Annotated in this window: 24 protein-coding genes; 13 read left to right on the top strand and 11 right to left on the bottom strand. The window is 49.0% G+C overall.

The annotated features are described in order from the left end of the window. Position 1 precedes the first annotated feature (1 nt). From cyoC to cyoE, 3 genes are read left to right on the top strand one after another with little or no spacing between them, the layout of a single operon-like run. Complete coding sequence (cyoC, locus tag SHEWMR4_RS19965; RefSeq protein WP_011624546.1) at positions 2 to 622, top strand: cytochrome o ubiquinol oxidase subunit III; 621 nt, start codon at positions 2 to 4, stop codon at positions 620 to 622. After that, positions 622 to 963, top strand: a complete 342-nt coding sequence (gene cyoD / locus SHEWMR4_RS19970; protein ID WP_011624547.1) for a cytochrome o ubiquinol oxidase subunit IV — start codon at positions 622 to 624, stop codon at positions 961 to 963. Before cyoC ends, cyoD begins: the two co-directional genes overlap by 1 nt. Before the next feature lie 13 nt (positions 964 to 976). After that, on the top strand, positions 977 to 1909 hold the full coding sequence (cyoE, locus tag SHEWMR4_RS19975; RefSeq protein WP_011624548.1) for a heme o synthase: 933 nt from the start codon (positions 977 to 979) through the stop codon (positions 1907 to 1909). Between the two features lie 109 nt (positions 1910 to 2018). Here the strand turns inward: cyoE and SHEWMR4_RS19980 are convergent, their stop codons facing one another. Further along, complete coding sequence (locus SHEWMR4_RS19980; protein ID WP_011624549.1) at positions 2019 to 2804, bottom strand: class I SAM-dependent methyltransferase; 786 nt, start codon at positions 2802 to 2804, stop codon at positions 2019 to 2021. Between the two features lie 151 nt (positions 2805 to 2955). On the opposite strand from SHEWMR4_RS19980, the gene SHEWMR4_RS19985 reads away from it, so the two are divergent. Continuing rightward, positions 2956 to 3801: a 23S rRNA (adenine(2030)-N(6))-methyltransferase RlmJ gene (locus SHEWMR4_RS19985; protein WP_011624550.1), complete on the top strand. Its 846-nt coding sequence runs from the start codon at positions 2956 to 2958 to the stop codon at positions 3799 to 3801. A 99-nt stretch (positions 3802 to 3900) separates the two neighbouring features. Here SHEWMR4_RS19985 and SHEWMR4_RS19990 read toward each other — a convergent pair whose 3' ends face one another. The 3 genes from SHEWMR4_RS19990 to SHEWMR4_RS20000 are packed head-to-tail and all read right to left on the bottom strand — an operon-like array spanning position 3901 to position 6265. Next, on the bottom strand, positions 3901 to 4620 hold the full coding sequence (locus SHEWMR4_RS19990) for a lytic transglycosylase domain-containing protein (protein WP_011624551.1): 720 nt from the start codon (positions 4618 to 4620) through the stop codon (positions 3901 to 3903). Beyond that, the gene (locus SHEWMR4_RS19995; RefSeq protein ID WP_011624552.1) at positions 4620 to 5648 is read right to left on the bottom strand and encodes a DUF3137 domain-containing protein; all 1029 of its coding nucleotides are present in this window, start codon (positions 5646 to 5648) and stop codon (positions 4620 to 4622) included. The genes SHEWMR4_RS19990 and SHEWMR4_RS19995 overlap by 1 nt, the downstream gene beginning before the upstream one ends. Before the next feature lie 50 nt (positions 5649 to 5698). After that, complete coding sequence (locus SHEWMR4_RS20000; protein ID WP_011624553.1) at positions 5699 to 6265, bottom strand: LemA family protein; 567 nt, start codon at positions 6263 to 6265, stop codon at positions 5699 to 5701. Positions 6266 to 6731: 466 nt separating this feature from the next. Here SHEWMR4_RS20000 and SHEWMR4_RS20005 point away from each other — a divergent pair, with 466 nt between their 5' ends. Then, positions 6732 to 8339 carry an AbgT family transporter gene (locus SHEWMR4_RS20005; protein WP_011624554.1) on the top strand — a complete coding sequence of 536 codons (1608 nt, stop codon included), beginning with the start codon at positions 6732 to 6734 and terminating at the stop codon, positions 8337 to 8339. Positions 8340 to 8431: 92 nt separating this feature from the next. Here SHEWMR4_RS20005 and SHEWMR4_RS20010 read toward each other — a convergent pair whose 3' ends face one another. The 4 genes from SHEWMR4_RS20010 to SHEWMR4_RS20025 all read right to left on the bottom strand — a co-directional run bounded on the left by SHEWMR4_RS20010 (position 8432) and on the right by SHEWMR4_RS20025 (position 13480). Further along, a complete protein-coding gene (locus tag SHEWMR4_RS20010) occupies positions 8432 to 8731 on the bottom strand; it encodes a hypothetical protein (protein WP_011624555.1) in 300 nt (99 codons plus the stop codon). Positions 8732 to 8779: 48 nt separating this feature from the next. Further along, on the bottom strand, positions 8780 to 9076 hold the full coding sequence (locus SHEWMR4_RS20015; RefSeq protein WP_011624556.1) for a hypothetical protein: 297 nt from the start codon (positions 9074 to 9076) through the stop codon (positions 8780 to 8782). Positions 9077 to 9187: 111 nt separating this feature from the next. Next, positions 9188 to 12322: an efflux RND transporter permease subunit gene (locus SHEWMR4_RS20020; RefSeq protein ID WP_011624557.1), complete on the bottom strand. Its 3135-nt coding sequence runs from the start codon at positions 12320 to 12322 to the stop codon at positions 9188 to 9190. A gap of 9 nt (positions 12323 to 12331) precedes the next feature. Continuing rightward, on the bottom strand, positions 12332 to 13480 hold the full coding sequence (locus tag SHEWMR4_RS20025) for an efflux RND transporter periplasmic adaptor subunit (RefSeq protein ID WP_011624558.1): 1149 nt from the start codon (positions 13478 to 13480) through the stop codon (positions 12332 to 12334). A gap of 821 nt (positions 13481 to 14301) precedes the next feature. On the opposite strand from SHEWMR4_RS20025, the gene SHEWMR4_RS20030 reads away from it, so the two are divergent. After that, positions 14302 to 15048 (top strand): TorF family putative porin, encoded by a 747-nt coding sequence (locus tag SHEWMR4_RS20030; protein ID WP_011624559.1) that lies wholly within the window; start codon positions 14302 to 14304, stop codon positions 15046 to 15048. A gap of 102 nt (positions 15049 to 15150) precedes the next feature. Here the strand turns inward: SHEWMR4_RS20030 and SHEWMR4_RS20035 are convergent, their stop codons facing one another. Beyond that, positions 15151 to 15840 carry a DNA-3-methyladenine glycosylase I gene (locus SHEWMR4_RS20035; protein WP_011624560.1) on the bottom strand — a complete coding sequence of 230 codons (690 nt, stop codon included), beginning with the start codon at positions 15838 to 15840 and terminating at the stop codon, positions 15151 to 15153. 207 nt (positions 15841 to 16047) lie between these two features. Between SHEWMR4_RS20035 and SHEWMR4_RS20040 the strand changes: the two genes are divergently transcribed. Continuing rightward, complete coding sequence (locus SHEWMR4_RS20040; protein WP_011624561.1) at positions 16048 to 16695, top strand: glutathione S-transferase family protein; 648 nt, start codon at positions 16048 to 16050, stop codon at positions 16693 to 16695. Between the two features lie 10 nt (positions 16696 to 16705). On the opposite strand, the gene SHEWMR4_RS20045 is transcribed toward SHEWMR4_RS20040, so the two are convergent. Together SHEWMR4_RS20045 and prlC are read right to left on the bottom strand one after the other, a co-directional pair. Then, complete coding sequence (locus tag SHEWMR4_RS20045; RefSeq protein WP_011624562.1) at positions 16706 to 17236, bottom strand: thioesterase family protein; 531 nt, start codon at positions 17234 to 17236, stop codon at positions 16706 to 16708. A 129-nt stretch (positions 17237 to 17365) separates the two neighbouring features. Then, the gene (gene prlC, locus SHEWMR4_RS20050; RefSeq protein WP_011624563.1) at positions 17366 to 19405 is read right to left on the bottom strand and encodes an oligopeptidase A; all 2040 of its coding nucleotides are present in this window, start codon (positions 19403 to 19405) and stop codon (positions 17366 to 17368) included. Positions 19406 to 19668: 263 nt separating this feature from the next. Here prlC and SHEWMR4_RS20055 point away from each other — a divergent pair, with 263 nt between their 5' ends. The 6 genes from SHEWMR4_RS20055 (at position 19669) to putP (ending at position 25746) form a co-directional block, all read left to right on the top strand. Continuing rightward, positions 19669 to 20451 carry a hypothetical protein gene (locus SHEWMR4_RS20055; RefSeq protein WP_083757950.1) on the top strand — a complete coding sequence of 261 codons (783 nt, stop codon included), beginning with the start codon at positions 19669 to 19671 and terminating at the stop codon, positions 20449 to 20451. Positions 20452 to 20552: 101 nt separating this feature from the next. Further along, the gene (locus SHEWMR4_RS20060; RefSeq protein WP_011624565.1) at positions 20553 to 21083 is read left to right on the top strand and encodes a hypothetical protein; all 531 of its coding nucleotides are present in this window, start codon (positions 20553 to 20555) and stop codon (positions 21081 to 21083) included. A gap of 167 nt (positions 21084 to 21250) precedes the next feature. Continuing rightward, on the top strand, positions 21251 to 22606 hold the full coding sequence (gene gorA / locus SHEWMR4_RS20065) for a glutathione-disulfide reductase (protein WP_011624566.1): 1356 nt from the start codon (positions 21251 to 21253) through the stop codon (positions 22604 to 22606). A 365-nt stretch (positions 22607 to 22971) separates the two neighbouring features. Then, a complete protein-coding gene (locus tag SHEWMR4_RS20070; RefSeq protein ID WP_011624567.1) occupies positions 22972 to 23793 on the top strand; it encodes a hypothetical protein in 822 nt (273 codons plus the stop codon). Between the two features lie 276 nt (positions 23794 to 24069). Beyond that, the gene (locus tag SHEWMR4_RS21010; RefSeq protein WP_198134660.1) at positions 24070 to 24246 is read left to right on the top strand and encodes a hypothetical protein; all 177 of its coding nucleotides are present in this window, start codon (positions 24070 to 24072) and stop codon (positions 24244 to 24246) included. Positions 24247 to 24249: 3 nt separating this feature from the next. Continuing rightward, entirely contained in the window at positions 24250 to 25746 is a 1497-nt protein-coding gene (gene putP / locus SHEWMR4_RS20075) for a sodium/proline symporter PutP (protein WP_011624568.1), read from the top strand.

Raw genomic sequence — 25746 nt, forward strand, 5'->3', positions numbered from 1 at the left:
TATGAGTGTTGCAATCCCAGCTGATTTAGAAGTTGCTCACGCCGAGGAGCACCACGAGCACCATGATACGGGTGGCAACACCCTGTTTGGTTTTTGGCTCTACCTGATGACCGACTGCATCCTGTTTGCATCGGTATTCGCCACCTACGCCGTGCTCTATATGAACACCGACGGCGGTGTATCGGGTAAAGACATTTTCGAACTGGACTTTGTGCTGATCGAAACCGCAGCCCTGCTGCTCAGTAGTATTACCTATGGCTTTGCCTTGATTTTCGCTAAGCGCCACAACAAGGCGGCAACCCTCACTTGGTTAGCCATTACCTTTGCACTGGGCTGTGTGTTTATCGGCATGGAAGTTTATGAGTTCCATCACCTGATCGAACATGGCAACGGCCCACAACGCAGCGCCTTCCTGTCATCTTTCTTCACCTTAGTGGGCATGCACGGCTTGCACGTGACCGCAGGGTTAATTTGGATGGCAATCATGATGATTGAAGTCGGCAAAACGGGCTTAGGCAACCGCAGCATCACTCGCTTGAGCTGCTTAAGCTTGTTCTGGCATTTCCTCGACATCGTGTGGATTTGCGTATTCACCGTTGTGTACTTATTGGGAGCATTGTAATGGGCGCACATACTCATTCGCATGATCATAGCCATGGCGCAGACGATCTAGCCGCCAGCATCAAGTCCTACTTAGTCGGTTTTGGGCTGTCAGTGGTGTTAACTGCCATCCCATTCTGGGCGGTAATGACCCATCACTTCGAGCAATCGACGACGCTTGCCATCGTCGTTGTCACGGCACTGGTGCAGATTTTGGTACACCTTAAGTACTTCCTGCACTTGGACTTCTCTAAGGAAGGCAAGGTCAACACCTTCTCCTTCCTATTTACCGCACTGATCATAGTGATGGTGGTTGGCTTGTCGGTATGGATCATTCTCGAAGCTAACGCTTTGATGATGTAACGAGACACAGCAAATGAACACACAAGCTAGATTGACATCGACGCAATGGAAAGCACGCTTCAAAGGGTATGTACAGGTAACTAAGCCTGGCATCATTTTCGGGAATCTGATTTCCGTTGCTGGCGGCTTCCTATTGGCCGCTAAGGGCGATGTGGATCTGGTCTTGATGCTGGCAAGCTTAGTGGGATTATCCTTAGTCGTCGCCTCAGGCTGTGCGATTAATAACTGTATTGACCGTGACATTGACGCCAAAATGCAGCGCACCTGCAAACGCGTCACCGTCACGGGCGAAATCCCCCTAAGCCATGTCTTGCTGTTTGGCATCGCCTTAGGCGTGCTTGGATTTGGCATCTTAGCCTTGTTCACCAATACCTTAGCTCTGCTGTTTGCCGCTATTGGCTATGTCGTGTATGTCGGGATTTATAGCCTCTATATGAAGCGAAACTCGGTTTACGGCACCTTAGTCGGCAGCTTTTCGGGCGCTGTACCGCCCGTGGTGGGCTATTGCAGCGTGACGGGGCAAATGGATATGGGCGCAGTGATTTTATTGCTGATGTTCAGCCTCTGGCAGATGCCACACTCCTACGCCATCGCGATTTTCCGCTTTAATGACTATGCAGCCGCGAAGATCCCCGTGCTGCCAGTCGCCGAAGGGATGGCCAAGGCGAAGCACCATATAGTGCTCTATATCGCAGTGTTCGCCTTGGTCAGCACCATGCTGCCACTCGCAGGTTACACAGGCACCGCCTTTATGGCCGTGACCTGTGCCACCAGCCTCTGGTGGCTAACAATGGCCCTCAAAGGTTATCGTCAAGATGTGGATATGCCACGTTGGGCCAGACAAGTGTTTGGTTTTTCAATTATTACCATCACAGCACTCAGTGTAACCATGGCGCTGGATTTTCAAGCGGTCAGTCAAACCCCACTGTTTACCTTAGTGCGATAAACATAACCTTTATTCAAAAACAAAAGCGCTAACCTAGGTTAGCGCTTTTTTATTGCCTTAATCCTCAATAACTAAGGGACAAGAGGGCGTTAAAAATGGATGAAGAGCACTACTTCATTGCCGATTTCACATAGACATCGAAGCGGTTTTTCTTCGTTTCGATAACCATACTGGGCTTAACGCCAGCGAGGTCTTCGGCATAATCGGGGCGCTTTACCACAACACGCTTACTGGCTAGGGCCATGGCGGGGGCGAGCAAACCATCGGCGTCGAGGTCTGCACCGACTAAGGTTTGGAATACTCGCATTTCTTTTTTGACTAAGGCTGATTTGTCGCGGTGGGGGTACATAGGGTCGAGGTAGACCACATCAACCTCTTGCTCCAATTTGGCGAGTGCTTCGAGGCTGGATCCATGGAAAAGCTGCATACGTTCACGCATCCAGTCGCCGATTTCGGCATCCTGATAGGCGCGGCGCAAGCCGTCTTCTAATAATGCGGCCACCACAGGATGGCGCTCTACCATAGTCACAGTGCAGCCCAAGCTTGCCAGCACAAAAGCATCGCGGCCTAGACCCGCAGTGCCATCGACCACTTTTGGCGTAACGCCTTGTTTTAACCCAACAGCCTTAGCAATCGACTGCCCACGACCGCCACCAAACTTGCGTCTATGGGCAACCGCGCCAGTTACAAAATCCACCATTATGCCATCGAGCTTAGGCTCATCGCGCTTATGTAGCGTCAAGGTGTCTGATTCAAAACGCAATTCAAATGGCGCATCGGCATCAAAAACCAGTTGCCAACGGGCACAAATGTCCACAAGAGTTGGAAATTGCTGATTAAAAAAGACTGGAATAGGCAAAGGGATCACTGTTTGACAGGTAGAAATTGCCGCCATTATGCCAAAAGCAAGCAGAGCTGAATACTCTCTTGCATGGCGAATTCGGGGCAGCACTTAGTGTGGCTAATTTACCCCAAGGAGTATTGTCCCTATAATTGCCCCATTGAATGCGGGTATCTCACCTGTACTGCTCACCTTGGAAGATCCGATGTTAAGTTACCGCCACGGTTATCACGCCGGCAATTATGCCGATGTGCTGAAACACGCTATTTTGCTGCAAACCTTGCAGTTAATGCATAAGAAAGACAAACCCTTAGTCTATATCGATACCCATGCGGGTGCCGGCGGTTATGCATTAACGGATGAGTTTGCTCAGAAGACGGGTGAATACCTCGAAGGCGTAGCTAAGCTTTGGAATAAAACCGATCTGCCAAAATCCCTGCAGGATTATGTAGATGCGGTGCGTCACTTTAACGAAGACAATCCAGAAGAACTCAACTTTTACCCAGGTTCCCCCGCCATTATCGATATGGAGCTAGGGCCGAAGGATCGTATGCTGCTGCACGAGCTGCACGGTACCGATCATCTGCTGCTGGATGAGTATTTCGAGCAGGATAAGCAGGTAAAAGTCATCAAGGGCGATGGCCTTAAAGGATTGATTGCTGCGGTACCGCCACTAGAGCGCCGCGCACTGGTACTTGTCGATCCCAGTTATGAGATTAAGACCGACTATCAAACGGTCGCCGAGACCTTAATCAAGGCGCACAAACGCTTTGCTACGGGCGTATTTATGCTCTGGTATCCCGTAGTCAACCGCGCGCAGACGGAAGAAATGCTTTCCCGCTTAGCCGACAGCGGCATTAAGCGCCAGCTACGTATCGAGCAGGCAATCAAGCCGGACTCCAATGAATTTGGCATGACCGCCGCAGGACTATGGGTGATTAACCCACCTTGGCAACTGGATGAAATCGCGACTGAGATGCTCGATTACCTCGGCAAAAACTTAGGCCAAGCCGATGGCAATGTCATCGTCAAATGGGAAGTCGGCGAATAAGCCAATCCTATTGCGTCATCACCGTATGCAGCAGAGCAGCGTCACCTCTTAGGTACGCTGCTTTTGTTTTTAAGCATTAAATAGGTCGTGGCTGTGTTGCTAGACTTTGGCGCTGCGGTAACGTTTTAGCAGAATTTGCACCCGTTCCACATAGGCTTGGGTTTCTGGATAGGGCGGAATACCGTTGTACTGAGTCACAGTTGTAGGCCCCGCATTATAGGCCGCGCAGGCTAGCGCAATATCACCATTGAACTGTTTTAGCATTTGCGCCAAATACTTACTGCCGCCGAGAATATTCTCCTCCGGCAAAAAGGCATTGGTCACGCCCATCTCTTTGGCGGTTTCGGGCATTAATTGCATCAGGCCCATTGCGCCTGTACGCGACAAGGCTCTGGCATTAAAGGCCGATTCGGCGTGGATCACGGCGCGGATAAGTGCAGGGTCTAATTGATGTTTATGGGCCGCACGGCTGATCAAGCTATCGTAATTGCGGGTAAACAGCCGAATACCATTCCAGTCAATTTTGGAGTCAGGACGACAGGCAAAGCAGTCATAGAGCAGGATTTGATACTCATTGGTGGTCGGCGCTTTATCGGTAAAAGCCGTGACACCATTGGCCTGTAGATATTGATAAACTTTGACTTTTTCTTGCCCAGTGTTACTCACAATACCGCTTTCAGAATAACGGGCCACAATACGGGGCTTAGGCTTAGCTTCGTCGGCAAACGCGGCCGCAACACTTCCCCAAGCCAACCACAAACCAAGGCTAACGGTGGCTATCGACTTAAGGCAAAGTGGCGAAGAATACGTTGCTGACATCAAAGTCCCGTGTGTTCGTTTAGTTTAAGTACTTCAATAATAGCAAAGAGTTGCTTCATCTCACGGTTTAACTGGCTAAATTCGGCCGAAAAATTAGCACTGTCGAAGATAGATTGCATCTGGAAACGACTGCGACGATTAGGCAAAAACAAGATCAAACGATTGCGGAAGAAGGCGCATTGAATATCTCCATCGAAGGACTTTGCCAATTGCTGCAAGCGCTCCATAAAGGCGGTATTGAGCAAATAGCGCGACTCGATTTGATCCGTTGAAAACACATCGAACTCTTTTTCGAACAGGGGATCTTCAAGCTTCACCCTCTGCAGCCCTGAGTGGCTGTCGGATAAGAAATTTGCCAGCCCACCGCGATCCTTTAATACCACGGTATGACCAATAAATTGCTTATGGCTACTTAGCTCAACCACAGTGCCGCGAAAACGGGTCTCGGTGCGGGTCACGGTTCGGCGTTTATTGCCGTCCCACTCCTCCACTCGCACGTCTTTGGTTAGGGTTAACTCATTGACGACTAACTCGATGCCCTTGTATTGGCCTTGAATATAATCACCAAAGCTCGCCTTATCGTAATTAGGTAGCACCTTAGCCGCACTGAGGCGATTCATGTCGAGGCGCATCTCGCGGTTGTAGATAAAATCCTCACCAAAGTACTTAAACATGATGGGATAAATTTCTTGCTGTACTTGCCGCTTAAACTGCCGAGTCGGTGTAAAACTCCAAAAACCTAATCCCAATAGCGCGACTAACGGCAGCGGAAACAGCATGAGTCCACGGTTATGCCCCAATAGCGCTAACAACACGAGACCTGCGACTATCGCCAAACTAAGATATAAGCGTTTACGCGTGGCCTTAAGGCTGTTGACGCGCTTAGTTTCATAGCGGGCGGCGAGCGGCGCCAGTTGGGTATCGTAGTACTCCTGCAGCGACTCCCTATCCGAAGCGTCGGCCGACAATCTTGCCGCCTGCCGCTGAGCCTTGATGGGACTACCTAAGATAAAGGTCAGTATATTCATTCAGTTAATATGTTTGCGGAGCCTATCTTGGCCCCGCAAATATCGAAGGATTACAGATAATCCGCCGCGTCTATCGGCGCTTTAGAGGCTTCATTCACCTCGTAGAATGGCATCACCTTAATGTTTGCCATCGACGCAATAATCGACCCGGGGAAAATCTCAACGGCAGTATTTAACTCAGACACCGCCGAGTTATAGAAACGGCGGGCAGCAGAGATATGGGCTTCAACCTCGTTATAGGTTTGCATCGCCTCAAGCATAGTATTGTCCGACTTCAGCTCGGGATAGCTTTCAACGCTCACCATCAAGGCACCCATTTTATCGTTCAGCTTCTCAGCTTGCGCAATATGCTCTTTCACCGCATTCGGATCTGTCTTGTTGTAATTGCGGGTTAATTGGGTGCGCAGCTCAGTGATTTCAGTGAGTAATGACTTTTCATGATCCATAAATCGCTTGGCGATTTTGAGGATATTGGGCACAAGATCGGCGCGCTTGGCTAACTGCACATCGATCCCCGACAGGGCTTCGAGGGCGGTATTGCGCTTTTTGACTAGGCTGACGTACCAAAGGTAGGTGACGATAAAAATCAGCGCTAATCCTAATAACAGTTTGTCCATCTTCCATCCTTAGGGTTTATTCTTAGTCTCAACGGGTACAGCTAAACATAAATGGCCAAGAATTTCATCTAAAGCGATAGCTAACGCAATGAAATATTAGCTTTAGCTACTCTGGTCAGAGCATTAAGCAACAAAATGACCAGCGAAATTATTCAGCTTGGATACAGAAAAACTAGGCTATAGTGTATATGCACAACGTTAAGAGCAACCTTTTTGCTCGTGAATACTGGACTCCTAGTGAGTCCATTTTTTTACCCCGTATTTCCCCCATAATCCGCCGCACAGCCACAGTTGCAACATTTAAGTTTCAATTAAAGCTTAACCATCATACTTTTCGGCCAATTTTTTAACTTTCACCTTAGCGTTAATCCAACCACTTGGGCCAGACATAGCTCTGCCAAGTACGCCGCATCGATTCTGCTCCCGGGTAAAGAATGCGCTAGCAAAGGTCGACAGAGGCAAGAGAATGAGCTCGAAATCCAACGATATTCCCATCAATTCACCACAGGCCGACGACATGAGTTCTAGCGGCTGGTTTGTCCGTTTTCTTAATATTGTCGAACGCTTAGGGAACCTACTCCCCCATCCTATTACCTTGTTCGCCCTGTTCTGTGTCGCCGTGATCTTAGTATCAGGCATTGCGGGCTACTTTGGATTAACGGTAACCGATCCGCGCCCCGTGGGCGCCCACGGCCGAGGCGCCGATGGACTTATCCATGTCGTCAGTCTGATGAATGCCGAAGGCTTGCGGATGATAGTGTCCAACTTAGTCACTAACTTCACTGGCTTTACGCCCTTAGGCACTGTGTTGGTCGCCCTACTGGGTGTGGGTATCGCCGAGCGTTCGGGACTGTTATCCGCGGCGATGCGTGCACTCGTTATGGGCGCATCGAAGCGTTTGGTGACATTAACTATCGTGTTTGCCGGCATTATGTCGAACACGGCGGCAGAGCTTGGATATGTGGTATTAATTCCCATGGCGGCGATGATCTTCCACTCCTTAGGTCGCCATCCACTGGCGGGGCTTGCCGCGGCATTTGCTGGGGTATCAGGAGGATACAGCGCTAACCTATTGCTCGGGACTGTCGATCCGCTGTTATCGGGTATCACTGAGGCGGCGGCGCGGATGATCGATCCCGACTACAACGTCGGCCCCGAGGTTAACTGGTACTTTATGTTTGTCTCGACCTTTGTGATCACTTTCCTCGGGGCCTTTGTGACCGAGAAAATTGTCGAGCCGAAACTGGGCAAATATCAAGGCGATGATGCCGATGAAACCGTGCACCAATCCATGGGCAATGTCACCGAGCTGGAAAAACGCGGCCTCAAGTGGGCGGGATTATCTATGCTGGTGCTAGCGGTAATCCTTGCACTGTCAGTCGTTCCAGAGGGTGCACCACTGCGCGATCCTAAAACCGGCCTAGTCTCGGGTTCGCCATTCCTCAAAGGCATCGTCGCCTTTATCTTTATCTGTTTTGCAATCCCGGGTTTTATCTATGGCAAGGTCGTTGGCAGCATTAAAAACGATAAAGACGTTATCAATGCCATGTCACACAGCATGAGTACTATGGGGCTGTATATCGTACTGGTGTTTTTTGCGGCGCAATTTGTGGCCTTCTTTAACTGGAGTAATCTCGGCGCCGTGTTAGCCGTGCTGGGTGCCGATGCCCTGCAATCCATTGGCTTAACTGGGCCAATCCTGTTCCTGTTTTTTATTATGATCTGTGGCTTTATCAACTTGATGCTGGGTAGCGCCTCGGCCCAGTGGGCCATTACCGCACCGATTTTCGTACCCATGCTGATGTTAGTCGGCTATGCGCCTGAAACCATTCAAGCGGCCTACCGTATTGGCGACTCAGTGACTAACTTAGTCACGCCTATGATGAGTTATTTCGGGCTGATTTTGGCCGTGGCTTGCCGTTACCAGAAAAACCTTGGTATAGGCACACTCATCGCCACTATGCTGCCGTACACCTTAGTATTTTTCGTTGGCTGGACGGCGTTCTTCTTCCTGTGGGTGTTTGGCTTTGGTCTGCCTGTGGGGCCAGGCGCAGCTACTTACTACACACCTTAAGCCGAGGTTTGCCTCCATCCCTTACCAAAAGGGCGTCGAAGCTAAGCTCGACGCCCTTTTTGATGTCCTAATTCTGGTGTTAATTAACGACTTCAGTCGTACAACCATTCCATTAAAAAACTACAGATCAGCAAGAAAACCCCCAGATTAAACACCACAGTCTGTAACTTTGCCTTAGGCGATTTATCCTCGGCCTGACTCATCACTTGGTTGAGGGGAGTAAAAAACATATTAGGGTCGAGCCCCATGCCAATAAAAAATACTGCGACGGCAAAGAGGCGAGTCAGCTCAGGAACGGCAAGTTGCTCAAGATAAAACTCATAGGCGCCATAGGCGACCATGCCCAGCGCGATACAATGGCAAACGACTGCCATGATAAGCTGCTTAGTCATAAACCCTCTCACCGATGACACCACTTTGCTCCTCAAGCCAACGCACTGTTACTCATTATGCGGCTGATAATATTCGGCGCGCAGTCTATCTCTTTTACGTTGTAGCCGCACCCAGTCAAACCAACCAAATAAAATACCTGCCGCAGGATAAATACAGAGTGCCCGAGCTAACTCGCCCCAAAAGGATGTATCTGAGGTGAAATAATGGATAGTGGCGACCACGAGGGAAGTCACCCCACCCCAAAACAACACGCCAACCACTAGGATAAAAAACCACTTTCCCTTGGCTATGGCTTTATCAAGTGCTGCAAGTTCCTGTGACGACATACCAAGTTCCTCATCCATTATGATTCCACCAATATGCCCGAATTGGCTAATGCTGGCTATCCATCGTAGTAACGATACGCTAACAAAAAGCCCTGCAGGTGCAGGGCTTTAATAGTGTTAGGCTGTAGATTACTCTGCCGAGGTCGGCTTTTCTTCTTTACCTTTCTTCTCGCGCTTACTGAAGATACGTTCCACAATCACGAAGAACAACGGCACGAAGAAGATACCTAAGAAGGTCGAACTCATCATACCGCCGAGTACACCAGTACCGATGGCGTTCTGGCTACCAGAACCTACACCCGTACTAATCGCTAACGGTACCACACCCAGACCGAAGGCGAGTGACGTCATCAGAATTGGACGCAAACGCACACGTACCGCATGTAAGGTCGCCTCGATAAGACCCGAACCTTTCTCATAGAATTCTTTGGCGAATTCCACAATCAAGATGGCGTTCTTCGTCGCCAAACCGACCGTCGTCAACAGACCTACCTGGAAGAACACGTCATTTGGCAAGCCACGACCATTCATCGCCAGCAAGGCACCGATAATACCGAGCGGAACCACTAGGATTACTGCGAACGGTACGGACCAGCTTTCATACAGTGCAGCCAATACTAGGAACACTACTAGAATCGACAGGGCATACAGCGCTGGCGCTTGGTTACCCGATAAACGTTCCTCATAGGATAGGCCGTTCCACTCGATACCAAAGCCAGGTGGTAACTGTTTCACCATATCTTCCATGATATTCATCGCCGCACCGGTACTGAAACCAGGAGCCGTTGCGCCTTGAATGTTCATGGCAGGTAAACCGTTGAAACGTTCTAGACGAGGTGAACCATATTCCCATGCGCCAGTCGCGAAGGCCGAGAATGGCACCATGTCGCCCTTGTTGTTACGCACGTACCAAGTGTCTAAGTCTTCAGGTTGCATACGGTATTGAGCATCGCCCTGTACGTAAACTTTCTTCACACGACCGCGGTCGATAAAGTCGTTTACATAAGAACCACCCCATGCGGTTGCGAGTACGCTGTTAACGTTCGCAATCTCAATGCCTAAGGCACTCAGTTTGGCATGGTCGATATGCAACTGATAGATTGGCGCATCTTCCTGACCGTTTGGACGAACGCCTACTAGGTTTGGATTCTGTGCTGCCATACCCAGCAATTGGTTACGCGCCTCGAGTAACTTAGCGTGTCCTTGGCCACTCTTATCTTGCAGGTACATATCGAAACCGTTTGCCGTACCCAACTCGATTACCGCTGGCGGTACGAAGGCGAATACGAAGGCTTCTTTCATTTGGCTGAATACGCCCATAGCACGGCCAGCAATGGACTGTACATCCATACCCGGCGCTTCACGCTCTGACCAATCCTTCAAGCCAACGAAGGCAATACCCATGTTTTGGCCTTGACCCGCGAAACTGAAGCCCGCCACGCTGAATACCGATTTAACGGCATCTTCTGCCATGTAGTGATCAGAGACTTTCTCTAACACTTTCATGGTGCTTTCTTGGGTAGAGTTGGTTGGCAAAATCGCCTGCGTAAACAAGATACCTTGGTCTTCGTCAGGTAAGAATGCCGTTGGCATGCGCATGAAAATCCAGCCCACAGCCACGACTAAGGCTGCATAGATCATCATGACTCTGAAGCTACGCTTCACAATACCCGCAACGCTCGATTCGTAACGGTTAGTTAAGCGATCGAAGCCACGGTTAAACCAGCCAAAGAAGCCCGTTTCGATATGACCGTGGCCCTTCTTCAACGGTTTCAACATGGTCGCACAGAGTGCAGGCGTTAAGATCAAGGCCACCAGTACAGACAGCGCCATCGCAGAGACGATAGTGATCGAGAACTGACGATAAATAACCCCGGTAGAACCCGACATAAACGCCATAGGTACGAATACCGCTGACAGTGTCAGACCGATACCGACTAACGCGCCAGTGATCTGATCCATCGACTTACGGGTCGCCTCGAGTGGACTTAGGCCCTCTTCGGCCATAACCCGCTCAACGTTTTCCACCACCACAATCGCGTCGTCCACGAGGAGACCAATCGCCAGCACCATAGCAAACATGGTGAGGGTGTTGATGGAGAAGCCCGTTGCCGACAGAATCGCAAAGGTACCCAGCAATACCACAGGCACAGCAATCGTTGGAATTAAGGTCGCACGGAAGTTTTGCAGGAAGAGGTACATGATGACGAACACCAGTACGATCGCTTCCAGCAGAGTGTGTACTACGCCTTCAATCGATTTCTCAACGAATGGCGTTGTATCGTAGGGGTAAACCACATCTAACCCAGCAGGGAAGAAGGGACGTAACTCTTCAACTTTAGCGCGAACCGCTTCCGCGGTATCCAGAGCGTTAGCACCGGTAGCCAGTTTAATCGCAATACCAGAAGCGGGTTTACCGTTGTAGAGAGACTCTACTGCATAGCTTTCTGAGCCCAGTTCGACACGCGCCACATCAGCCAAGAACACGTTCGCACCCGAAGTATCGGATTTGATGATGATCTTGCGGAACTGTTCAGGCGTTTGCAGGCGGCTCTGCGCCGATACTGTCGCGTTTAGCTCTTGTCCCGGCAGCGATGGCGTGCCACCGAGTTGACCCGCAGAAACCTGCGCGTTTTGCGCACGAATGGCGCTCACCACATCTAAACTGGTGAGGTTGTATTGGGTCAGTTTCAGTGGATCTAACCATATACGCATCGCGTATTGGGCGCCGAATAACTGAATTTCGCCCACGCCCGGTACACGGCTCATAGGATCTTGGATGTTAGCGCCCACATAGTCGGCGATATCACCCTTGTCCAAAGAACCGTCGGTCGAGACGAAGCCCAGTACCATCAAGAAGCCAGAACTTGACTTGTTAACGTTAACCCCTTGCGATTGCACCTCTTGAGGTAACAAGGTCATCGCGCCCTGTAACTTGTTCTGTACTTGAACCTGAGCGATATCGGGATCGGCCTCAGCGTTAAAGGTTAAGGTAATAGACGCGTTACCGAAGCTATCACTGGTCGATGCGATATAACGTAGGTGGTCGATACCTTTCATACGTTGCTCAATCACCTGAGTCACTGAGTCTTCAACGATTTTGGCCGATGCACCTGGGTAGTTCGCACTGATCACCACTGTCGGTGGCGCAATACTGGGGTACTGCGAGACTGGCAGGGATCGAATAGACAATACCCCCGCCAACATAATGATTAACGCGATCACCCACGCAAAGATGGGGCGATCAATAAAAAAACGTGCCATAGCTATGCCCTATTGTGCTTGGGTTTCAGAAATAACTTTGGGAGTGACTGGTGCACCTGGACGGATCTTTTGTAATCCTTCCACAATCAACTTATCGCCCGCTTCCAAACCTGCAGTAATACGCCATTGATTGTCGATAACTTCAGCTGTGGTAACAATTTTTGCTTCAACTACGCCTTGATCGTTCACCACCATAGCCACAGCTTGTCCCTTCGCATTTCGGCTAATGGCCTTTTGCGGCACCAAAATGGCTTGAGGATCGGTACCGGTATTCAATACGGCGCGAACATACATGCCAGGCAATAAGATGCCATCGGGGTTCGGAAACTCTGCACGCAGGATCACTGAGCCAGTGTTCTCATCCACGCTCACTTCGGCAAATTGCAACTTACCGTTGTGACCATAAACAGTGCCGTCTTCTAAGACTAACTGCACGTCAGCATTATCGGCCGCCTGCAGTTTACCTTGCTTCAACTTGGCTTTTAGGCGTAACAGTTGAGCACTTGACTGGGCGATATCCACATTGATTGGATCGAGCTGTTGAATGGTCGCCAATGTTTGGCTTTGGTTAGCCGTTACTAGCGCACCCGCTGTCACACTCGATTTACCGATACGGCCGGAAATAGGCGCTAACACTTCGGTGTATTCGAGGTTGATTTTCGCGGTGTTGATGGCAGCTTCAGCGACAGTGACACTCGCCAGCGCTTCTTTGTAAGCCGCTTCAGCTTCGTCGAAATCCTGTTTACTGATAGCGTTAGTCTTCACTAACTGCTGATAACGAGCGGCTTTTGCTTTGGCAGAAGCAAGACTTGCATTCGCTCTGGCTAAATCGGCATTCGCGCTCACGAGTGCAGCTTTGTAAGGCGCTGAATCAATTTGATAGAGGGACTCGCCCTGCTTAACATTGCCGCCTTCAACAAAACTACGTTTGGTAATGATGCCATTCACTTGAGGACGCACTTCGGCTTCGAGGAACGCCTTGCTACGGCCTGGTAATTCGACTTGGATAACCTGAGGCTTAGCCGCCACATTGATTACCCCAACTTCTATGCTCTGCGGCCCTGCGCCGCCATGAGCGGCTTTATCCTCTTGAGGGCTACAAGCTGCCATCCACAACGCCACGCTGATTACTGAGGCAAGTTTAATTGTCTGCCGCATGAGAACTCCTTTAAATATTAACGCTACCGTTTGCACGCTATAAGGGCGAACTGACGGTCGTAATTATAACTAATAATCAAATCTGCTACTTATCGCATACCCTATAAGGATGAACAAGAAAGATAAACCAACTAAAATGTAAACTAATGAAAATATTCACACCCTGTCGCATACCTTTTTCATTGAATTGTTACCTTAATGAAGCAATATGCTAATAGTGGATAAGGTTGTTAGCGTTATACGATACAAAGCACTTATCCAGCCTACTCTATATCAAAAATGTTGCAAACATGTTTGGCAACACAGGTTTCGTCACTATTAATGCTGAATGAGCATTTAATTGATAACGATGCTATATATTCGCTTACGCCTCTCATAAATAAGACTTTACGCATATATCATCAGCCCTTTCACGACAGATGTTTGATAAACAACAATGAGTCATATCGCCTTGTTATCCAACTAGATAGTCAAAAACGTAGGCGAAAATTACTCTTGGTACCGTGAAATAATATATGACTTATGTAAATTCGTTTTAAATCTACATCTTGGAAATGAGAGACGCCCAAAACCTTGGACGCGACATTTTATGACCAAGTGTAATTTAGGGCAAACCCGAAATGGCTTTTTACACCCCATTAAATGAAACTCTGCTTCCCAAAAAACGCATTTTAAAAAACTAACACTTTCAGCAACCACGTTATTTCGCTGCTTGTTCACATTCATTCACATCTTTTCGTCATTGGTTCATCCCACGCTGCATGGCTATTCACAACTTATTTTTACGATAAAGGTGCGCTAACAATTACCAATACTTTGAGATGATGATTATGAAGACTCGTACTAAATTTCTGCTGACAGGAGCATTGCTTTCTTTGGCGGCAAGCTCTCACGGCGCCGAAGATAATCAACTCTTTGGTGGCACTATTAATGGCAATGTTAACTTTGCTTCAGATTATGTTTTTCGCGGTGAATCTGAAACTTTAGACGGTGATATTCCCGTCGTACAAGGCACACTAAGCTGGAACCACAACCAAGGCTGGTATGCGGGCGTATTCAGCTCCAACATCAAATTTGCCGACCCTAACCTAGAGATAGTCACCGCGCCATTTATTGGTAAAGCGGGTGAATTTGGCGACTCGGGTTTTACCTATGATGTGATGCTGTTTTCATACCTTTATCCCGGTGCGTCCTACTCCAACTATACCGAGTTATGGTTAAAAGTGGGCAAACAATTTGGCCGCGCAAATCTGCAACTCGAAGTCACCCCAACGGTGGATGATTGGTTTGGTGTCGATGGCTGGCACGGCGTTAACTATGCCTTGCACCCAAGCTATAGCTTTGATAATGGTGTAAAAATCTCAGCTTCCGTTGGTTATCAAGACTTAAGTGGTAATGGCGCCGAAGGTTGGGGTCACTGGAACATTGGCCTAAGCAAGGCTTATTACGGCCTTAACTTCGACCTACGTTACCACGGCAGCACTGTGGAAAGTGACCATAAAGTCTATGGCACACAAACTGAAATCTTCGATGACAGAGTCGTCATTGGGATCAGTAAAAGTTTCTAATCCTCTATTTGCTTATACGTTCATCCCGCTGCTTCCCTGCAGCACTCCAATTGCTTGAGATATCGAGCCTTGACCAGCCAAATTTGGCTGGTCCTTTTTTATCTAAATACGGTTATCCCCAACGCTGCAGGCTAAGACGCGACTGATATCCGCAAGACACCGACCCGATTCTTGCTGCCATTGGTTGAATACCGCTTGCACCTGCTTTAGCGCCGTTTGCGAGCTAAAGCCCGCATCCACCAACTTGTGGGCTTTAAAGTAGCCCTGCACATCATCGGTTAACAAAAAGGTGTCCTTACCAATACCGCGCAGGAAATACGGCCCCGTATTGCCACCGAGGCGAGCGCCTCGTTTCTTTAAGAGTGCCCAAAGCCCGACTATATCCTCGGTCGGCCAGTCGGCAATCAGCTTTGCCAAGCTGCCATGCTCGCGGGTAATATCGTGGATCATCAAGGCATTATCATAAACCGCTTGGGTTTTCTTAAGGTGACGGATCAGAGTCGCATCCGCGGCGCGAGCTTGGATCTGCTCTGGCGATAACATCAATACTTTTTCGGGTGCAAAATGAAAGAAGGACTGCTCATAGGCAGGCCATTTGTTATCGACCACGCGCCAGACAAAACCACTCTGAAACACCTGGCGGCTCATGGCTGAGAGCAGCCTTGCATCATCATACTGACGAAGCTCGGCACTGCTAAGGCAGCCGGGTAATAATGCTTCGAGTCCCGCTTTACCGCCCTTACGTTCACTCGCTCTGGCATAGATGGATGAGAAACTTTCTAACTGGCTCATACAGCTCCCTTGATTTGTCCGTATTGCGTTGCTTTTATCTGAGCGGTAATAGTACCGAATTTTAGCTTGGGTGGATCATTCCGTATGGCAAACCACTTTTACGCCAATTCCACTGCTTTTAAGGAAAAATCCCACAGCAAGCGCCTTGATACCGACTAAAGTTAAGACGTAAAGTCAGAAAATGCAGGGGTTGTGAGGTCGACACCTATGGAGCTTTTTTATCATCCGTTATCACGTTATTCACAGAAGGTGTTAATTGCACTCTATGAAAAACAAGCTAACTTTTACCCGCGGATCACCGATTTGCGTGACCCGCTAACACGTCAGACATTTCAGCAATTCTATCCACCTGGCAAACTCCCGTTACTCAAAACCCATGAAGATCAACTGCTCCCCGAATCCAGCATTATTGTTGAATACCTAGACAAGCATTTTCAAAACGGCACCGAGTTACTGCCCGCCGAACCCGAGCGCAATCTCGAGGTGCGCTTATTCGATCGCATCATAGATAACGATATCAATAACCCATTATTTCAATTAGAAAAACTAAAGCATGCCCCCGAAGGCCATGAATTTGAAATCAAGCAGATAGAAAAGCAGATGTTTGCCCAGTTTCAGCGCTTGGATACCCAACTTAGCCAGAATCACTGGGTGTGCGGCGACAGTTTTACCTTGGCCGACTGCGCCCTTATCCCCTGTTTAAGCTACAGCTTTGCCCACTTAAACCTATTGGATTTAGATGAATTAGTGCGTTATTGGCAACAGGCGCAGCTTCGCGGCGCCTGGATGCTGGTTCTTGAAGAGGTGCTACTCGCCGAAATGGAGGAAGATACAGGAATTAGGACCATTCCCTAACGCCTACATATTAGAGATTGCGTTCTTTCTTCAATTGTAAAAACGCTTTCCATTTAATGACTTCTGGCGGCAACTCAGGAGCAGGATCGGTATAACCCGCCTCTTTGACTAACACATCCAAGGGAACTTGCTTACCTTTACAGACAAACACACCACGCACATGCACTATGCAGTGCAAACCACGTTCACTCACAAAGCGTTGTTCAATATAGAAATATTTCTCGTCCCAGCCCACGACTTTGGTTTCAATCTCAAACTTTTTTAAGGGCTTGATATCACGGATATAGGTAAATTCGGCGGCGTTAACAATCGGCATCCACTTCAATTTGAGGAAACGCTTCAACAGCCCCATTTCGGCCAGCATATAAGTGCGCGCCAGATCCATAAACGCCGGATAACGAGAGTTGGTCAGATGGAAGTTGATATCGCAATCGCTAGGTAATGCACGGTAAGTAATGCGGCTCGTGCCTAAAAAATCAATCTTACGGCAGTGGCGCGTGCGCCAAAACAACAACCAAAACAAACGGAAATACAGATTCATATGCAGTCGCCCTAAAAATAAGAGCCACAGGCTAACAGAGGTCATACCAGAGGGCAAGCGAGATCTAGCTCACAAAAAAGGCGCCAAATGGCGCCTTTTTTATGCTCAAGCTTTCCTATTTAGTGTGGCTTAAGCCGCAATCCCAGAGTGGCGCAGCAGCGCATCGATACTCGGCTCGCGACCCATAAACTGTTTGAACAAGTCCATCGGCTCAGCAGAACCACCCATTTCGAGGATGTTGTGCAGGAAGCTACGGCCAGTATCAGGATTGAAGATGCCTTCCTCTTCGAAGCGAGAAAACGCATCCGCTGACAGCACTTCGGCCCACTTATAGCTGTAGTAACCCGCGGCATAACCGCCCGCAAAAATATGCGCAAAACCATGTTGGAAACGGTTAAATGCGGGCGGAATTAACACGGCCACCTGACGACGGACTTCGTCCAAGGTCTCTTGAATACGCGCCCCTTTAGCTGGGTCATATTCGTGGTGCAGTCTAAAATCGAACAGTGAAAACTCCAACTGGCGCAACATCATCATACCTGATTGAAAGTTTTTCGCCGCTAACATCTTGTCTAGCATGGCTTTTGGCAAAGGTTCACCGGTTTCGTAGTGACCGGAGATTTCAGCTAAGGCTTCTTCTTGCCAGCACCAGTTTTCCATAAATTGGCTAGGCAATTCGACCGCATCCCAAGGCACACCGTTGATGCCTGATACGCCAGCCACGTCGATTTTGGTCAGCATATGGTGAATACCATGGCCAAATTCATGGAACAGCGTCGTCACTTCATCGTGGGTAAAGAGTGCTGGTTTGCCATCAACTGGACCATTGAAGTTACACGTGAGATAAGCCACGGGCTTTTGTAGACCATGGGGCGTGTTACGACGCACGCGGCAATCATCCATCCAAGCGCCGCCGCGTTTGCCCGTGCGGGCGTATAAGTCTAAATAGAAGCTGCCTCTGTGCTCGCCCGTTTCGTCGAAAATATCGAAGAAACGCACGTCTTTATGCCAGCGGTCGAACTCAGTTTGCTCGACAATCTTTAAACCAAATAGGCGCGAGACGGTGTAAAACAAGCCAGATAGCACTTTATCTTCAGGGAAGTACGGGCGCAGTAACTCTTGAGAAATCTCATACTTATGTTGCTGTAACTTCTCGGCATAGAAACTCAAATCCCAAGACGCCATTTCGCTCACGCCATACTGCTCCAGTGCAAAGGCTTTAAGCTCGGCTAATTCGGCCTTAGCTTGATCCTTAGAGCGCAGCGCTAATTCATTTAAGAAGGCCATCACTTGAGCTGGAGTTTCGGCCATTTTCGTCGCGAGGGATTTTTCGGCAAAACTATCAAAGCCTAACAACTGTGCCAGCTCGTGGCGCAGCGCGAGGATTTCATCCATCAAGGGACCATTATCAAATTCACCCGCGTTTGGACCTTGATCCGAGGCGCGCGTCACGAAGGCGCGGTAACACTCTTCACGTAAACTACGGTTTTCGCTGTAAGTCATCACGGGTAAATAGGAAGGGAAATCTAAGGTAAATAACCAACCTTCTTGTTCGCGAGCCTCGGCCATCGCTTTTGCGGCCGCCTTAGCTGAATCGGGTAAACCAGCTAATTCTGCCTCGTCGGTAATTAACTTAGTCCAAGCTTGAGTCGCATCGAGCAGTTGATTCGAAAAGCCGCTCGTCAGCTCGGATAGGCGTTTAACGATTTCGCCATAACGCACTTTTTGCCCATCATCTAAGCCGATACCCGAGAGCTCGAAGTCCCGTAAGCTGTGCTCAATCACCATCTGTTGTGCTTGGCTTAATTGGTCAAACTCTGCCGATGCACGCAGCGATTTATAGGCCTGATACAACCCTTGGTGTTGGCCCACATAGGTGCCGTATTCGGATAACAGTGGCAAACAAGCATCATGGGCGGCGCGCCATTCATCTGTGCTCACCACTGAGTTCATATGGGACACGGGCGACCAGATCTGGCTTAACTCGTCGTCCACTTGCTCGAGCGGGGCAACCAAGTTATCCCAGGTAAACGGCCCTGAGTTTTGCAGCACTTCATCAATCTTGGCACGACACTGAGCAATGGCCTGCTCAACGGCAACTTGAATATGTTCAGGTTTAATCTGTGAAAAAAGCGGTAATTTTGCGCCGTTAAGCAAAGGGTTGCTCATAATGGTTCCTCGACAATCTGTGTAGCTAATAAATAAGGGCTTATCTTCTATTTATCAAGGCGAGAAAACCGATTGCAACCTTCGTCTCTGTGCCTAACGTCATTAAGCGAATAAAAAAGCGACTCAGTTCACAATTAAGATTTACACCAAATTTACTTATTCAATGTTGACGAGTTGATCGCAAATCAAATCCATTCTCATTAACGATCATGTTCCACTGTATTAGAATATCGCCATACTTTGCATCTAGATCAGATTTCGATATGGCCGCTCTAAACCCCTTCATCTTAAGCACCTTAAGTGTCCTTAGCTTAACCTGTGTAAGCAACGGCTGGGCGAATGAAAACTTAGTGCAAACCGAAGGCGTAAGTAGCGGCGTATTACCCACATCGACAGCAGAATGGGCAATTAACTTAGATTTAGGCTGGGACAGCAAGTATGTTTCGCAAGGGCGTAATAACTTGGAGCATGGCGGTATCTATTGGATGAATGCCAGCGTTGAGTACGGCAACCTGACAACCTACGCCCTTGTCGGGCGCGGCGATAGTCAGGCTTATACCGAGTGGAACATTGGCCTAGAATACGCATTACACCTCAGTGAAGATATTGAAGCACATGTGGGCTATCAACGGATTGAAGGCTATAGCAATAGCCGCTGTCAAGATAACGAACTGTTTGCCGAGCTGGCTTACAATGCCGTGACCTGGTTGGTGCCTTCGGCGAGTTATGTATATTCCACCGAGGCGGCAGGCTATTTTATCGAACTGAGTCTACACAGCTATTGGCAACTTAGCGAACGCTTCATCCTCGCCCCTTACATTACCCAAGGGCTTGATTTTAAATATCGAACAGAAGATCACAATGGCCGCAATCATCTGCAATTTGGTTTAGAGGCCAATTATGATCTGGCCGATAATATGAGTCTCGGTGGCCATATTAGCCACAGCATAGCTCAGGCGGATATTGAGCAAGAAGCCACTGCCAATGGCGACTTTAGCTCGCAGGATCAAACCTATGCGGGTATCCACTTCAATATCAGCTTCTAAGCGTTACTCGACCTAACTCCCCCTCGGCTTGGCAAACCAATCCCGCCCTAACTACACTCAAGGTGTCGATGGAACGACCTTAATTTGCCGAGGAACAGGGAATGTTAACGCATCATTTAAATCGGTCATCTAACGCCTTTATCTTATTATTATTTTGCTGTTTACCGTCTACTGGCGCCGCACGAGAGCCTGTGCTGACACCAGAATATGGCTTAGAAACCTTACCCCAAAACCCGCCCAGCGAACCTCTGCCGCTTGGAACCCTGCTAGACAGTGAGGGAAAACCACTTGCCATCCCTGCAGAACAAAGCGCCTTGGAGTATTCGCCGTCCACAGTCCATGTGGATGAGGCAAAGACCAAGCAAGCGACCAAATCGACCACCGCGAAAAAGAAAAAGCCGAGCCGCAAACAACAACTCGCCAGCCGAGAGAGAGTCGCTAACGACCCCAGTTGTCGCTGGCTTAACGCCCGCATGTCACAACTCGAAACCCAGATCGGCAAGCGGCCAGACAAAGCCGCTCGCTATCAGATAGACGAGCTCAGTGCCCGTCAGCAGGAATGGCAATGCCTCAAATGCGGCGCCGAAGGACCAAACCAAGACGATCACTATCGCTGCCAATATCGCCGTTAAGCTTGAGCTAACCGCTCATAGTTAAAGTGAGTGCTTTGCTGAGATTTTTTGCGGCAAAACAAGGTCTATACCAAAGCAACCTAATGGGCTGGTCTGCAAACCCATTCCAACCTACAATGACCTTCTGCTATTAAGCACCTCATTCTTAGAGTTAGACGGAGAAACTCATGGCTCAACATTTTGACTATATCTGCCTAGGCGCAGGCAGCGGCGGTATCGCCTCAGCTAACCGAGCTGCCATGCGTGGCGCTAAAGTTCTACTCATCGAAGCGAAACATGTTGGCGGCACCTGCGTAAACGTGGGCTGCGTACCCAAAAAAGTCATGTGGTATGGCGCACATATCGCCGAAGCCATGCACCTCTACGCCAAAGATTATGGATTTGATGTTTCAGTCAACAAATTCGACTGGAACACCTTAGTGAACAGCCGCGAAGCCTATATCGGTCGTATCCACGAGGCCTACGGTCGCGGCTTTACCAACAACAAAGTCACCCTGCTCAATGGTTATGGCCGTTTCGTTAATGGCAACACGATTGAAGTGAATGGCGAGCACTACACGGCTGACCATATCCTGATCGCCACCGGCGGCGCGCCAACTATTCCAAACATTCCTGGTGCGGAATACGGTATTGATTCCGATGGTTTCTTCGCCCTGCGCGAACAACCTAAACGTGTCGCTGTCGTCGGCGCTGGCTATATCGCCGTCGAAGTCGCGGGCGTGTTACACGCACTTGGCAGTGAAACTCACCTGTTTGTGCGTAAACATGCGCCGCTGCGTAATTTCGATCCTATGCTGATCGATGCCCTCGTCGACGCCATGAAGACCGAAGGCCCAACCCTGCACACCAACAGCGTTCCTCAATCTGTGGTCAAAAATGCCGACGACAGCCTGACTCTGCACCTCGAAAATGGCGAAAGCATGACCGTTGATTGCCTGATTTGGGCCATTGGCCGCTCACCCGCAACGGGCAATATCGGCTTAGAAAACACCGATGTGCAACTCGATAGCAAAGGCTATGTGATTACCGACGCACAGCAAAATACCACCCACAAAGGCATTTATTGCGTGGGCGATATTATGGCGGGCGGCGTGGAGCTGACTCCAGTTGCGGTTAAAGCGGGTCGCTTACTCTCTGAGCGCCTATTCAACGGCATGAGCGACGCCAAAATGGATTACAGCCAAATCCCAACTGTGGTCTTCAGCCATCCACCGATTGGCACTATGGGATTAACCGAGCCAGAAGCCCGCGCGCAATATGGTGATGATAATGTGAAGGTTTACACCTCAAGCTTTACCTCCATGTATACCGCCGTCACTAGCCACCGCCAAGCCTGTAAGATGAAACTGGTCTGTGCAGGTAAAGAAGAGAAAGTCGTTGGTATTCATGGTATTGGTTTTGGTATGGACGAAATTCTCCAAGGGTTTGGTGTCGCAATGAAAATGGGCGCCACCAAAGCCGATTTCGATGCCGTTGTCGCCATCCACCCCACTGGGGCTGAGGAATTTGTTACGATGCGATAAGTATCGCAAATTCAAAAGCTTAAAGGCCAGAATTGTCTGGCCTTTTTTATTACTCAGTCGTTTAGGCTTCAATAGAAATCGCTGCCAGACAACCTCTCTCAAACGCCATCACACCGCGAATCAGCCGCCTAAGTAAATACTTTTGCCACAACCCCATGCTTAGGGTAGTTTAGCTAGTGGTGATTTTTTGTCCCATAAGGGCAGATATTCTCTGCTAAGTGACGGGACTAAAAAACCAATAGGGCCCCCACATTGCATAGGGTGACGCAAATGATCTCGGCTGCGAATCGAAACATATCTCCGTATCTCATGCCTCACCTCTTGCGCATTCTTGGCCACAAGCTCAATAAAATAAAGAGATTAATATGAGAGCATGTTATTCATTTATCGCAGGTATCGCCCTGCTGCCCCTATACACAGCGCACGCGGCCGACAGTGACAATACACCTGTCGTGAAACCTGAAAAACAGCCTCAGGATATGTCCGATCCGCTTGCGATTTATACTCAAGCGGGCTTTGGCGTAACAGATAAAGGCCTCAATTTTAAAGTGGGCCAAGCCTATGATACGGGAGAAGAAAACAAAGCCGGGATGAATGTCATCGAAGTGAAGGGGATCTTTGGCGATACCCTAGGCTGGCGAGGTGAAGGCGCCGCCTCAGACTCTGTCGACTCTTTTCGATTTCGTAACTTTACCGCTAATGTCACCAATGGCCGAGCCGCCCAAATTGATATCAGCTATAGCCTTAACCCTAACTTCGTCGCTCAAGAGAGTGCCGATCTGTCCTATAGCTTCATCCAAGCCTTACCACCGATGGGGCGATTCAGCCTCTATCCACTGGTTGGCGCAGGAGTGTCTATTGGTAACGACGCCCTCGAGGATGATGGTTCCATCGACAGTGGTTACTCCATCATGGGCGTTTACGGCCTAGTGGGAATGTATAGCAAGCTCAAAATCACCGACAAAATCTGGTTGAATTACAATCCCTTTTGGCTGACGACTATTTCGGGCTCTGACAATTACACCGACAACTATTATGGCTTAGGCAATAGCCATATTTTGACCCACGAGCTAGCACTCAGTTACCAAATCAACCCGCGAATGAACCTGCGCTACTTTGCCAACTTTAATGAAAACGTTAGCTTTATGGACGGTGATCATAGGATAGAGTTTAACTACCAGCTCTAGTAAACCCGCCCTGTAAACCATCCCCCAGTCGTTTGATGAAGAAGCCCAGTCGATAGGGTTTCTTCCTCTTTCGGCCACGGCCTTTCTCGCACTAAACCCTCAATTGTAAACGCAAAAATTACTATCAACTCAAACTATAAAAGTCAGTCAAAAGCGCCAATTCGCCCCATTAAATTGTGATTTAGGCGGGAAAATTAGATTTATTTATGTTACGGTAATTAGAGTACTAACTAAATCACACTCTCATTTTTGTTTGAGAAAAATCAAGGAGGCATTATGTCAGCTAAGCATGCTACAGATGAAAACCCAATCTCACAGACAGCTCGTTCCACTCGGGAACGACTCACCGCATCACTACAATATTTCTGCCTGTTCGCCATTCTAAGTACCTATCTCTTTGTCATTTTGAAACCGAGCTTCATTCAAAATAACAAAGCGTTAGGAGGAAAATAATCGATGAATTCCCTCTCTTACATTTCATTGGCAATTTACTTTATTGCCATGCTCGCCATTGGTTTGTTCGCCTATCGCAAGTCGACCGATGATGTCTCTGGCTATATTTTGGGTGGCCGCCAAGTCAGCCCGCAAGTCACGGCTCTCTCGGCCGGTGCCTCGGATATGAGTGGCTGGATGCTGATGGGCCTTCCCGGCGCCATGTTTCTGGTGGGGTTTGAAACCCTCTACATTGCCCTCGGATTATTAATTGGTGCTCTAATTAATTATTTGGTAGTTGCCCCCAAATTGCGGGTCTACACAGAAGTCGCCGATAACGCGCTGACTATCCCTGAGTTCTTCGCCAAACGCTTTGGTCAGGCCGATAACAGCATCCGTATTATTGCCGCGGTGATCATAGTGATCTTTTTCACCCTCTATACCTCGGCAGGATTAGTCGCGGGCGGCAAGTTATTCGAATCTGCCTTTGGACTGAACTACGATATTGGCCTAGTCGTTACCTTAGCCGTAGTGGTGTCGTACACTCTGCTTGGGGGATTTTTAGCCGTCAGCCTCACCGACTTTGTACAGGGCTGCATTATGTTTGTCGCCTTGGTCTTAGTGCCTTTCGTGGCATATCAAGAATTTACCAGCGCAGATCGCATGATGAACTTTGCCTATCAGTCGATCCCGCATTTTACCGACGCGATGCAAAATGTGACCCTGCTTGGCTTAATCTCGAGCCTTTCTTGGGGACTTGGGTATTTCGGTCAGCCGCATATTATTGTGCGTTTTATGGCGATCCGTTCCGTCGCCGACATTAAAACCGCACGACGCATTGGCATCAGCTGGATGACAGTCACCATAATCGGCGCCTTAGCGACGGGCTTGGTCGGTATCGCCTACGCCAATAAATTTGGCATGAAGCTTTCGGATCCTGAAACCATCTTTATCGTGTTTTCAGAGTTACTGTTCCATCCCTTGGTTAGTGGCTTCCTGTTGGCAGCGATTTTGGCAGCGATTATGAGCACGATTTCATCGCAGTTATTGGTCTCGTCGAGTTCGCTCACCGAAGATATTTACCGCACCCTCTCAAAGAAAGACTCGAGCGAAAAAGAGATGGTGAAAATGGGCCGTTACGGGGTTGCAGGTGTTGCCATTGCCGCAACGCTGCTGGCACTCGACCGCTCGAACAGTATCCTCTCCCTCGTGAGTAATGCTTGGGCAGGATTTGGCGCCGCCTTCGGTCCGCTGGTGTTATTTAGTTTGTATAAAGCCAATCTCACCCATAAAGCGGCGATTGCGGGGATTATTTCGGGCGCGCTTACGGTACTCTTTTGGATTTATGCCCCCGTGCTTGCCGATGGTAAGGCATTGAGTAGCTTAGTGTATGAGATGATCCCTGGCTTTGTGGTCAGCAGCACAGTGATTTATCTGGTGAGCAAATTCGATAACGATCCTTGTCCTAAAACCACTAAGCAATTCCATCAGGCCGGTCGTGTATTGGCCGAGGAAAGCTAA

It is taken from the genome of Shewanella sp. MR-4 (assembly GCF_000014685.1).
In the GTDB taxonomy this organism is placed as follows: domain Bacteria; phylum Pseudomonadota; class Gammaproteobacteria; order Enterobacterales; family Shewanellaceae; genus Shewanella.